The sequence below is a fragment of the Bradyrhizobium sp. Ghvi genome (genome assembly GCF_900115265.1).
Classification (GTDB): domain Bacteria; phylum Pseudomonadota; class Alphaproteobacteria; order Rhizobiales; family Xanthobacteraceae; genus Bradyrhizobium.
In genome coordinates this window covers 502449-514263 of sequence record NZ_FOVU01000004.1, presented here as the reverse complement: position 1 = coordinate 514263, position 11815 = coordinate 502449, and the positions used below count along the sequence as shown (strand labels likewise).

At 63.6% G+C, this 11815-nt stretch carries 11 protein-coding genes; all 11 read left to right on the top strand.

All coding sequences use genetic code 11. The features are described 5' to 3' along the window. The 11 genes from BM374_RS17970 to BM374_RS17920 all read left to right on the top strand — a co-directional run bounded on the left by BM374_RS17970 (position 1) and on the right by BM374_RS17920 (position 11815). A complete protein-coding gene (locus tag BM374_RS17970; protein ID WP_092294418.1) occupies positions 1-810 on the top strand; it encodes a sugar phosphate nucleotidyltransferase in 810 nt (269 codons plus the stop codon). Next, the gene (locus BM374_RS17965; protein WP_092294416.1) at positions 807-1571 is read left to right on the top strand and encodes a TIGR04290 family methyltransferase; all 765 of its coding nucleotides are present in this window, start codon (positions 807-809) and stop codon (positions 1569-1571) included. The genes BM374_RS17970 and BM374_RS17965 overlap by 4 nt, the downstream gene beginning before the upstream one ends. Then, a complete protein-coding gene (locus BM374_RS17960) occupies positions 1571-2512 on the top strand; it encodes a glycoside hydrolase 5 family protein (protein WP_092294414.1) in 942 nt (313 codons plus the stop codon). The genes BM374_RS17965 and BM374_RS17960 overlap by 1 nt, the downstream gene beginning before the upstream one ends. Beyond that, the gene (locus BM374_RS17955; RefSeq protein WP_092294412.1) at positions 2500-3705 is read left to right on the top strand and encodes a phosphopentomutase; all 1206 of its coding nucleotides are present in this window, start codon (positions 2500-2502) and stop codon (positions 3703-3705) included. The genes BM374_RS17960 and BM374_RS17955 overlap by 13 nt, the downstream gene beginning before the upstream one ends. Before the next feature lie 211 nt (positions 3706-3916). Next, complete coding sequence (locus BM374_RS17950) at positions 3917-5029, top strand: NAD-dependent epimerase/dehydratase family protein (RefSeq protein WP_092294410.1); 1113 nt, start codon at positions 3917-3919, stop codon at positions 5027-5029. Next, positions 5029-6093: an NAD-dependent epimerase/dehydratase family protein gene (locus BM374_RS17945; protein ID WP_092294408.1), complete on the top strand. Its 1065-nt coding sequence runs from the start codon at positions 5029-5031 to the stop codon at positions 6091-6093. Before BM374_RS17950 ends, BM374_RS17945 begins: the two co-directional genes overlap by 1 nt. Further along, entirely contained in the window at positions 6090-7376 is a 1287-nt protein-coding gene (locus tag BM374_RS17940; protein ID WP_092294406.1) for a TIGR04295 family B12-binding domain-containing radical SAM protein, read from the top strand. Before BM374_RS17945 ends, BM374_RS17940 begins: the two co-directional genes overlap by 4 nt. Then, the gene (locus BM374_RS17935) at positions 7373-8485 is read left to right on the top strand and encodes a glycosyltransferase family 4 protein (RefSeq protein ID WP_092294405.1); all 1113 of its coding nucleotides are present in this window, start codon (positions 7373-7375) and stop codon (positions 8483-8485) included. The genes BM374_RS17940 and BM374_RS17935 overlap by 4 nt, the downstream gene beginning before the upstream one ends. Further along, entirely contained in the window at positions 8482-9612 is a 1131-nt protein-coding gene (locus BM374_RS17930) for a CgeB family protein (RefSeq protein ID WP_092294404.1), read from the top strand. The genes BM374_RS17935 and BM374_RS17930 overlap by 4 nt, the downstream gene beginning before the upstream one ends. Then, positions 9609-10697 (top strand): CgeB family protein, encoded by a 1089-nt coding sequence (locus BM374_RS17925; protein WP_092294403.1) that lies wholly within the window; start codon positions 9609-9611, stop codon positions 10695-10697. The genes BM374_RS17930 and BM374_RS17925 overlap by 4 nt, the downstream gene beginning before the upstream one ends. Then, positions 10694-11815 carry a CgeB family protein gene (locus tag BM374_RS17920; protein ID WP_092294402.1) on the top strand — a complete coding sequence of 374 codons (1122 nt, stop codon included), beginning with the start codon at positions 10694-10696 and terminating at the stop codon, positions 11813-11815. Before BM374_RS17925 ends, BM374_RS17920 begins: the two co-directional genes overlap by 4 nt.

Genomic DNA, 11815 nt, shown 5'->3' with positions numbered 1-11815 from the left:
ATGTGGGGCATTGTTCCGGCCGCGGGCCGCGGCAGCCGCATCCAGCCGCTGGCGTTCTCCAAGGAGCTGTTGCCGGTCGGTAGCCGGCGGGACGACGGTACGGAGCGTCCCTGTGCGGTCTCCGAATATCTCCTGGAGCGCTTGATCCTCGGCGGCGCCGACAAGATCTGCTTCGTGATCTCGCCCGGCAAATCCGACATTCTGGAATATTTCGGCGATCACTACGGCAGCGCCCAGCTCGCCTATGTCGTCCAGCCCGACGCATCCGGCCTGTGCGACGCCGTGTTCCGGGCCGGTACCGTGGTCGGCCATGACGAGGACGTCATCGTCGGTCTGCCCGACACGATCTGGTTTCCCAAAGTCGCGTTGCAGGCTCTGCCCGATGCCGACCTCTCCTTCCTGCTCTTCCCTGTTGAGCGACCGGAATTCTTCGACGCCGTCGTTCTCAATGGCGATAACGTACGGGAGATCCAGGTCAAGCAGCCCAACCCGATCTCGCGGTGGATATGGGGTGCTTTCAAAATGTCAGCGACCGGATTTCGCCAATTACATGAACTCTGGCGCGCACGGGAGCGGCGAGACGAGTATTTTGGCACCCTGGTCAATGCCTACATCGAAGCGGGCGGTCTCGGCATCGGAGTCAAGGCCGGCGAGTCCTATGTGGATGTCGGGACCATCGACGGTTATCGCACCGCGATGGCCCTGCTCGCGGAAACCATCGGCGCCGACAGCAGGCCGAGGTTGCGGACCGGCAGCTCGAACGATGGGGCTCGACCGATCGCCGCAATGGAGAATGGAGCAACTGCATGACCGGAGCGCTGCTCACGCGTGACGAAATTCGCCGGCGCGTCGACGCGCTTGGGCCGTGGTTTCACAATCTCGACCTCAACGGCGTGCCGACCGCGCCCACCCACTTCCTCGGCGACTATCCCAACGTGAAATGGCGCCGCTTCGCCGGGATCATTCCGGATCGCCTCGAAGGCAAGACCGTTCTCGATATCGGCTGCAACGCCGGCTTCTACGCCATGGAGATGAAACGGCGGGGCGCCGAGCGCGTGCTCGGTCTCGACACCGACGAAGAATATCTGGCACAGGCTCGTTTCGCCGCCGAGGTGAACGGCCTCAGGATCGAATTCCGCCAGATGTCGGCCTACGACGTCGGACAACTCCGCGAGAAGTTCGACCTCGTGATCTTCATGGGCGTGCTCTATCATCTGCGTCATCCGCTGCTGGCGCTGGATCTCATTCACGAGCATGTCGCTACGGATCTCCTGCTGTTCCAGTCGATGCAGCGCGGCGCCAGCCATATCGACGCGATCGAGAAGAACTACGATTTCTGGACCACCGACCAGTTTGATTCCGCCGGCTATCCCAAGCTGCACTTTATCGAGCACAAATATGCCGACGATCCCACCAATTGGTGGGTGCCGAACCGGGCCTGCGTCGAGGCCATGTTGCGCAGCGCGGGCTTCGCGATCACCGCCCATCCGGAAGAGGAAGTCTATCTCTGCAAGCGCGCCGGGCGGCCACAAGCCGACGGGCCCGTCTATCCATCCCGGAGCACAAGCTGATGATCGAGGCGGCCAAGATCTGGAACGAACCGAACAACAAGTCGCATTGGGACCTGCTGATCGATCCTGATTGGGCGATGTTCGCAGAGCTGGCGATCGCCGCCGGCAGGGCGATCCGCAGCGCGCGGCCCGCATTGCCGATCGTCCTCGGCGGCATCTCGCCGATCGATCCATCCTTCATGCGCAACATGCAGAACCGCAGCGTGCTCGATCACTTCGATGCGGTCGCCGTGCACGGCTTTCCGCTCGACTGGAATCTGTGGCAGATCGGCGAATGGCCGACGAAGCTCGAAGAGATCAAGGCGGTCACAACCTTGCCCGTGTGGGTGACGGAGGTCGGCGTCTCCTCGTTCGGCGCCGAAGAGGTGCAGGCCTGGGGCCTGTCGCGCACCGCAGAGCTCCTGGTCGGCCGTGCGCCGCGCATCCATTGGTACAGCCTCTACGACCTTCCGTCCGCCTGGGAAGCAACGACACGGCACAAGGAAGCCGAAGGCTCGTCCTATTACAGACATTTCCACATGGGCCTGCTGCGTGAGGACGGCACGCCAAAGGCAGCCGCCGATCGGTTTGGGGCCTATGCGCCTGCCATGGGCCTGTGCCAGTGGTTCCACTTCGAGGATCATCGGCTCGAAGAGGCAGTCCGCTGGATGCGTCGTCTCGGCGCGACCCATCTCAGGACAGGCCTGTCCTGGGCCGACAGCTTCCGTCCCAACGCGCTCGATTGGTTCGACCGCCAGATGGAGGCGCTGGCGGAGTTCCAGGTCACTGTGACGTTCTGCTTCACCCCCGAACATCGGGGCATCGAGCCGCATCACACCAGCCCGCCACTCGACGTCAACGAATTCGCCGATTTCTGTGCATCGATGGTCGAGCGCTACTGCACGAGAACCGGAGTCGTATCCTCCGCCGCGTCTGCCAGGGAGCCAACATGCGTGCCCTGATCCTGGTGATGGACTCCGTCGGCATCGGCGGCGCGCCGGATGCCGCACGTTATGGCGACGATGGCGCCGACACTGTCGGTCACATCGCTGATGCCTGCATGGAAGGCCGCGCCGACAGCGACGCCCGCGAGGGACCGCTCCGGCTTCCCAATCTCGTCACGCTGGGTCTCGGCCAAGCCTGCCAGCTGGCTACCGGCCGCGTACCGCCGGGGCTCGAGGGTTCGGTTGAACGCCGGCAGTTCGGCTGCGCTAGCGAGATCTCGAAGGGCAAAGACACCCCGTCAGGTCATTGGGAGATCGCCGGGGTACCTGTCCCGTTCGACTGGGGCTATTTCCCGCGCACGACGCCGTGCTTTCCCGCCCAGTTGACCAAAGACTTCTGCGAGCAAGCTGGATTGCCCGGTATCCTCGGAGATTGTCACGCCTCCGGCACAGAGATCATCGCCAAGTTCGGCGAACGTCACATGCGAACCGGAATGCCGATCTGCTACACCTCAGCCGACAGCGTGTTCCAGATTGCAGCGCATGAGGAGACCTTCGGGCTCGAACGTTTGTATGAGATCTGCGCGATCGCAAGGCGGCTGGTCGATCCTCTCAACATCGGCCGCATCATTGCCCGTCCATTTGTCGGAACAAGCCCGAAAGACTTCAGGCGCACGGCCCACCGGCGCGACTTTTCCGTGCCGCCTCCCGAGAACACCATCCTGGATCACGCCGCAGGCGCCGGCCGCGATGTCGTGACCATCGGCAAGATCGACGATATCTTTGCCCATCGCGCGACGGGGCGAAACATGCGCGGCGACGGCAACATGGCGCTGTTCGATGCCACGCTCAACGGGCTGGCGAGCCTTGCGGACGGCGGATTTCTGTTCGCCAATTTCATCGACTTCGACACGCTCCATGGCCATCGTCGCGACGTCGCCGGCTACGCCGCGGCACTCGAAGCCTTTGACGGCCGCCTTCCCGAGCTGTTGTCCCGGCTGCGGAGCGACGACCTTCTGATCATCACCGCCGATCACGGCTGCGATCCGACCTGGAGCGGCACTGATCACACCCGCGAGCAGGTGCCCATCCTGGCCTGGTCGGCGCAATCATCTTCCCCGATTGGCCGTCGCGCCGGCTTTGCCGATATCGGCGCAACCGCGGCAACCCATCTGGGCCTGCCCGAACTCATGCATGGCACGCGTTTTTAGCCGGCGGCAGCGCCGCCGATTCACCTGGGTTATTGATCCAGGTTAGAGAAATATTCGTTTGTACATTTTCGAGGAACGAACATTCCTTGCATCGCTTCTGACTCCAAACGTGACCAGCGCGCAGGTCGTCCGACCACCCAATAGGTGCGCTTCACCTCACATCATCGAGCGATCCCGAACGGATCGGTCTCACGTTTGTACGGAGCGGTGAATGACGCGAGTATTGATCACAGGGGGCGCGGGCTTCATCGGCTCTCATGCGACGGATGTGTTGCTTGCCGCCGGCTACGAGGTCCGTCTGCTCGACAATCTCTCGCCGCAGGTCCACGGCGGCAACCGCCAGCGTCCGTCCTACCTCGCCGATGAGGCCGAACTCGTCGTCGGCGACGTCACCGACAGCGTTGCCGTCGAGCATGCCCTGCGTGGCGCCGACATGGTCCTGCATCTCGCTTCCGCCGTCGGCGTCGGCCAGAGCATGTATGATATCGAGCCTTACGTGCGGACCAATGAGCTGGGCACCGCCGTTCTGCTCCAGGCGCTATCGAGGCGTCCCGTCGAACGGTTGGTCGTCGCCTCCTCGATGAGCGTCTACGGCGAAGGACTCTATCGGCGGCCCGATCAAAGCGTCGTTGCCTGCGACGAAAGGTCGATCGAACAGCTCCGCCGAGGGGAATGGGAATTGTGCGACACGGCCGGCCATCCGCTCAAGCCCGTCCCCACGCCGGAGACCAAGCCGCCTTCCCTGAGCTCGGTCTACGCGCTGAACAAATTTGCGCAGGAACGCATGTGCCTGATCACGGGCAAGGCATACGGCATTCCCACCGTGGCTCTGCGCTTCTTCAACGTGTTTGGTCCGCGCCAGGCCCTGTCAAATCCGTACACCGGCGTGCTCGCGATCTTTGCCGCGCGGCTGCTCAACGGACGACCGCCGCTCGTGTTCGAGGACGGCGAGCAACGTCGCGACTTCGTCCATGTGCATGACGTCGCCCGCGCTTGCCGCATTGCGCTGGAAGCAGAGCATGCGCAGGACGTCTTCAACATCGGCTCGGGTCAAAGCCGGAGCATCCTGTCTGTGGCCGAGGACCTTGCCGAGGTCATGGGACGGCGCGACATCACGCCCGAGATCACGCGAAAATATCGCACCGGCGATATCAGGCACTGCTTTGCGGATATCGGCAAATCGCGCGACCTGCTCGGCTTCGAGCCCCATATGACTTTCAAGGACGGCCTTGAGGAGCTTGCGGACTATCTCGCGGACCAGATCGCCGATGACCAGGCCGAGCGGGCGACCCAGGAGCTGCTGCAACGAGGATTGGTTGCGTAATGAGTGAGCGAAACAACAAGCCTGTCCTGATCACCGGCGGCTGCGGCTTCATCGGATGCAATCTTGCCGACCGGCTGGCAGGGCGCGGCGAGCGCGTGCTGGTGCTGGACAATTTGGCCCGCGCCGGCGTGCGGGAGAACGCACAATGGTTGAAATCCAGACACGGCGATCTCGTCACCATCACGACAGCCGACATTCGCGAGCCAATTCCGGTCATCGATGCCGTGCGCGAGGCGCGCGCCGTGCTGCATTTGGCGGCTCAGGTCGCCGTCACGGACAGCGTGAGCGATCCGGCCGCCGATTTCGAGATCAACGCCCGCGGCACCCTGAACGTGCTCGAAGCGGTTCGACTGCATAACAGCGCCGCGCCGGTGGTGTTTGCGTCTACCAACAAGGTCTATGGCCGCCTGATCGAGGACAGTGAGATCGCACTCACCGGCCGTCGTTATATGCCTACCAGCGACCTCCTGAGCGGCGGCATCTCCGAGAATGCGCCACTCGACTTCTACAGTCCCTACGGCTGCTCCAAGGGGACCGCGGATCAGTACGTCCATGATTATGCGCGGGTCTACGGTCTCCAGACCGTGGTGATGCGCATGAGTTGCATCTATGGGCCGCGCCAGTTCGGCACCGAGGATCAGGGCTGGATCGCCCATTTCCTGCTGAGCGCGATCCGCGGCAAGCCTCTGACGATCTACGGCGATGGCTATCAGGTCCGCGACGCGCTGCATGTGTCGGATGCAGCATCTGCCTGGCTCGCCGTGCTCGATCGGATCGCCCTCGCGCGCGGACGCGTGTTCAATCTCGGCGGCGGACCGGCCAACGCTATCAGCTTGCGGGAATTGATCGACCGGATTGCCGAACTGACGGGCCGCGAGGTCACCTACGGCTTTGCTGACTGGCGCCCCGGCGATCAGCCCTGGTACGTCACCGACACCCGTGCGCTGTCGACCACCCTCGGATGGGCACCTCAGGTTTCGATCGCCGAGGGTCTTCGCTCGCTGCACGCCTGGCTGGACGACCGTTTCGGAACAGCTCAAGGCAACCACGAGGCTCTCGCATGACGCGTGTCGCCCTGATCAATCCAAATTGGGATTTTGGCGGCAGCATCTATTTCGGCTGCCGATCCCCTCACCTTCCGCTCGAACTCGGAATCTCCGAACATTATCTGAAGGCGGCTGGGCACCCGACGTTGTTGCTCGATGCGCACATGTTCGATTTGTCGTTCCGGGACATCGAGGCCGATTTGCGTGCGTTCGGTCCCGACCTGATCGTCATCACGACGGCCCCGACCTATTTGTTCTGGCGCTGCGCACCGCCGGAGCTGCGCGTTCCGCAGGAGCTGGCGCTCGCGGTGCGGGATCTGGCACCAATCCTGGTCGCCGTCGGTCCGCACGGCTCGACCACGCCGCGCGCGGCCCTCAAGAAGCTCGCCGTCGATATCGTCGTGATGGGCGAATGCGAAGCGTCCCTGCTGCGGCTCGCAAATGGCGAGCGAGACTTTCCGGGCCTGTGCTTTGCGGACGGCACTTCGGTCAGGGTCAATGGCGGGCCGCAGGCCGTCGACTTCAGGGATCAGCCGGCGCTCGATTGGCCGGACGAAATGATCCGGCGACATCGCCACCACCATCACCGTTTCGAGGCGGCGGCGGTAGGCCCCGGCGCGGAGGTCGAGGCGTCGCGCGGATGCCCCTATAACTGCACGTTCTGCGCCAAGGAGAATTTTCGCAACGCCTATCGCAAGCGGCCGCCCTCGGTCATTCTCGATGAGATCGATCGCCTGCGCGAGCAAAGCGTCGAATATGTCTACTTCATCGATGAAATCTTCCTTCCAAACCTCGAGCTGCTCGAAGCGCTGAGCACGCGCGGCCTCAAGTTCGGGGTGCAGACGCGCATCGATCTCTGGAAGCCGGATATGCTCGCGCTGCTCGGCCGCGCCGGGTGCGTCTCGATCGAGGCCGGAATCGAGAGCCTCACCGTCGAGGGACGCGCGGCGCTCGCCAAGAACTGCAGGATGACCACCGACCAGCTCGCCGAGCGCCTGGTCGAAGCCCGCCGCCACGTGCCCTTCGTGCAGGCCAATCTGATCGAGGTACCAGAGGACGACGATCCCGTGGTGCAGCGCTGGCGTCGCAAGATGCAGGATGCCGGCATCTGGGCGAACGATCCGGTCCCGCTGTATCCCTATCCCGGCTCGCCGGATTACCGAAAGCTGTGGGGCGAAGCCGACGATTTCGCCTGGGAGCGCGCGCATCGGCACTATCTCGGGATGTTCGATCAGTTCAGCGATTTGCAGAACGACCGGCCAATTCCGCTCGATGCCCTCGAACATCCGGTGGGGCCATGAACCAATGTTCGGACATCAGGATCCTGATGACGACCGACACTGTCGGCGGTGTGTGGACCTATTCCTGTGCCCTCGCCGCGAGCCTTGCTGCCTCAGGCGCCGAAGTCACCTTGGCGACGCTGGGCCCGCGCGCGCGTGCCGACCAGCACGAGATGCTGCGCGACTCTCGAATCCGTCTAATCGAAACCGACCTCGCTCTTGAATGGCAGGACCCGGAAGGACGTGACTTCGCCAACGCCCGAGGCGTCCTCACCGCGCTCGAAGCGCAACTCCGGCCGGACATCGTCCATCTCAACAGTTTCCGGGAGGCGACCCTGTCGTGGCGCGCGCCGACCGTTCTGGTGGCGCATTCCTGCGTCAACTCGTGGGCACTGGCGTGCCGGGATTCGGCCTGGCTCAGCGAGCCCCGTTGGACGCGCTATACGGAACGGGTAGCCGCGGGGCTCAACAGCACGCAAGCGTGGATTTGCCCCAGCCAGTCTTTTCACGATGACATCGTGGAGATCTATCGCCCCCGCTCACCCGGAGCCGTGATCTGGAACGGGATTGCGGCAAGCGCCTTTCCAAATCGAAAGCGGCAGCTGATCTTCGCGGCGGGGCGGCTCTGGGATCGTGCCAAGAACATCGAGGTATTGGCGGCGGCTGCACCCGGACTGGAATGGCCGGTCCAGATCGCGGGACCTGCTGACGCAGATCCGTCCGCGAGCATCAGTTGGCTCGGGCCATTGCCCCATAACGCCCTGCGCAGACGTCTCCAGCATGCTGCTATCTTTACAAGTCCCGCGCTGTACGAGCCGTTCGGCCTCTCGGTTCTTGAGGCCGCTGCTGCCGGCTGCGCGCTCGTGCTGTCGAATATTGCGACCTTCCGGGAGTTGTGGAGCGGGGCGGCACGGTTCTTTGAGCCTGGTGACAGTCAGGCGCTGCACCGAATACTCGCCGAACTCTGCGCCGATGATTTCGGGAGGACACGCCTGCAGCGCGCCGCCTATGAGCAGTCCCTGAGCTATTCGCTGGCGCGCACGACCAGCGCCTATCTGAAGCTCTACGAAGGGCTGCTCGCCTCCAATCGTCCGTCACCCCAAGCCGGTCAGATCGAGGTGCACGCATGAAATGCGTCCTGTTCTACCACGCATTCACCTCCTGCTGGAACAACGGCAACGCCCATTTCCTGCGCGGCTATGCCCGCGAGTTGCATGCGCTCGGTCACGAGGTCGTCGTGTTCGAGCCGGTCGATGGCTGGAGCCGGTTGAACGCCATCCGCGAGAGCGGCAGTCAGGCGCTGCAAGACATCGGTCGGCTTTTCCCCGGCATCTCAATTCGACGCTACGATGCTTCACTCGATTTCGACGAAGCGCTGGATGGTGCCGATCTCGTCGTCGTGCACGAATGGAATTCGCCAGACGTGATCGAGAAGATCGGATACTCGCGCGCGCACGGAGCTCCATTCACGCTGCTGTTCCACGATACCCATCATCGCGCGATCACTGCGCCGGATGAGCTTGCGCAATTCGACCTCGATGCGTTCGACGGCGTGCTCGCCTTCGGCGAGGTGCTTCGCGAGATCTACATGAAGCTCGGCTGGGCAGATCGTGCCTATACCTGGCACGAGGCCGCCGACATCGCCATGTATCACCCGTTGCCGCACGTCGAACGCACCGACGATCTGGTCTGGATTGGCAATTGGGGCGACGGCGAACGCAGCGCCGAGCTCAATGAGTTCCTCGTCCAGCCCGTCGCCGAACTGGATTTGCGCGCGAACGTCTACGGCGTGCGTTACTCTGATGATGCGCTCCGGACCATCCGGACCGCGGGCATCCGCTATGGTGGATGGCTGCCAGCGCACTGGGCGCCGCTCGCCTTTGCCGGAGCGCGCGCCACCATCCACGTTCCTCGCGGTCCCTATGTACGGTCGCTTCCAGGCATCCCCACCATCCGTGTGTTCGAGGCGCTCGCCTGCGGCATTCCCCTGGTCTCGGCGCCCTGGTCCGACTCGGAAGGCCTGTTTCCGGACGGCGCTTATCTCCAGGTCGCCAACGGCGCAGAGATGACGCGTGCACTCCGTGCAGTTCTCGATGATCGGGAGCTATCCGGCGCCATGACGGCCACCGGGCTGCGGACGATCCGGGAGCGCCACACTTGCCGTCATCGCGCACAACAGCTTGTGGGCATTGTCGAGGCCATTCGTGCCTCCGACACTTCGTCACGGCCCGTGCATTACATCGGAGCTTCCGCATGAAGATCTGCTTCTTCGGATCCAGCCTTGTCTCGTCGTATTGGAACGGCGCCGCCACCTATTACCGCGGCATGCTCAAGCAGATTGCGGCGCTCGGACATGACATCACTTTCTTCGAGCCCGACGCCTTCGAGCGGCAGGCCCATCGCGACATTGCCGATCCCGACTGGGCCAAGGTCGTCGTCTATCCCGCAACAGCCGACGGCTGGCGCAGCTCGCTCGACGCAGCAGCGCGTTCGACCGACATGCTGATCAAGGCCAGCGGCGTCGGTGTGTTCGATCAGGAACTGGAGATCGCGGTTGCGGCCCTGCCCTCGCGAACCATGCGGATCTACTGGGACGTCGACGCCCCCGCTACGCTCGAAGCGATGGCAAACGATCCCGCGCACCATCTGCGGCGTGCGATTCCATCCTACGACATGGTCCTGACCTACGGCGGTGGCGACGGCGTCGTAACGGCTTACCGCGACGTGGGCGCGCGGGATTGCGTGCCTATTTACAACGCGCTCGATCCCGAGACGCATTTTCCGTCCCCGTCCAAACCGGACTTCGCCTGCGATCTCAGCCTGCTGGCAAATCGCCTGCCCGATCGCGAGCAGCGGGTCGAACATTTCTTCCTCGACGCCGCGCGCCAGATGCCGAACCAGACGTTCGTTCTCGGCGGCTCCGGGTGGGAGACGAAAGACACGCCCGGCAACGTCCGCAAGGTCGGGCATGTCGGCACCGGCGAGCACAACGCGTTCTTCGGCTCCGGTCTTGCTACGCTCAACATCAATCGCGACAGCATGGCGCGTTACGGTTTCTCGCCGCCAACGCGGGTATTCGAGGCGATCGGCGCCGGCGCCTGCCTGATCACCGATCAGTGGGACGGCATCGACCATTTCCTCGAGCCGGATCGCGAAGTGCTGGTAGCGGCGAGTGGGGCCGAGGTTGCAGCCCATCTCGACGCGCTCGATCCCGATCGCGCCGCTGCGATCGCCGGCCGGGCCCGCCGGCGCATCCTGGGTCAGCACACCTATCGGCACCGCGCTCGTCAATTCAACGATCTCTTTGTCGGAAGCAGCTCGCGCATCGAGGCAGCAGAATGAACCTCAATATCGTCGTCGTCGGTCTCTCGGTCACATCGTCATGGGGCAATGGTCATGCCACGACCTACCGTGCCCTGATCGAGGCCCTCGCGCGACGAGGCCACCGCATCACGTTCCTTGAACGCGACGTCGCCTGGTATCGCGAGCATCGCGATCTCACGAAGCCGTCGTCCTGGACCGTCGAGCTCTATCAGTCGCCGAATGACGTGCCTCGCCGCTTCGGCAAGCTGATCCGGGACGCCGACCTCGTCATGATCGGGTCTTACGTGCCCGACGGCATCGCCATTTCCGAATGGATCACGAGTCAAGCGCGCGGAATCACCGCGTTCTACGACATCGACACGCCCGTGACGCTGGCGAAGCTCGATCACGGCCTCGACTACCTGTCGGCCGCGATGATCCCGCGCTTCGACCTCTATCTGTCATTTGCCGGCGGTCCGGTGCCCGAGATGATCGAACAGCGGTACGGCAGCCCGATGGCGCGCGTTCTCTATTGCAGTGCCGATACCGAAACTTACGCGCCGCGACGGGCGCAGGCGAAATGGGCCCTTGGCTATCTCGGGACCTATAGCGAAGATCGGCAGCCCGTTCTTGACCAGTTACTGCTATCGCCAGCACGTACGCTGCCGTCGGTGCAATTCGCGGTCGCGGGCGCGCAATATCCATCTGATATCGCCTGGCCCGACAATGTCATGCGGATCGAGCACCTCCCGCCGAAACAGCACCCGGCGTTCTACGCGGAGCAGCGGTTCACCCTGAACGCGACGCGCGCCGACATGCGCGCGCTGGGCTTCTCGCCAAGCGTCCGACTGTTCGAAGCGGCCGCCTGCGGCACGCCGGTGATCTCCGATCGATGGCCGGGCATCGAGACCATTTTCGAGCCGTCGCGGGAAATCCTGCTGGCCTCAAGCCCACGTGACGTCATCGAGATCCTGCGCGACATGCCCGAGGAACGCCGGCGCACTATCGCGGAGAACGCGCGCCGACGTGTTCTCGCCGATCACACCGCGGACCATCGCGCTCTTCAGCTGGAAAGTTATTACGGCGAGGCAACGGCGCGACGCCGCAAATCCACGAGGCTATCCGCCGGGCGTCCGATCCAGGTCGCTGAACTCTAA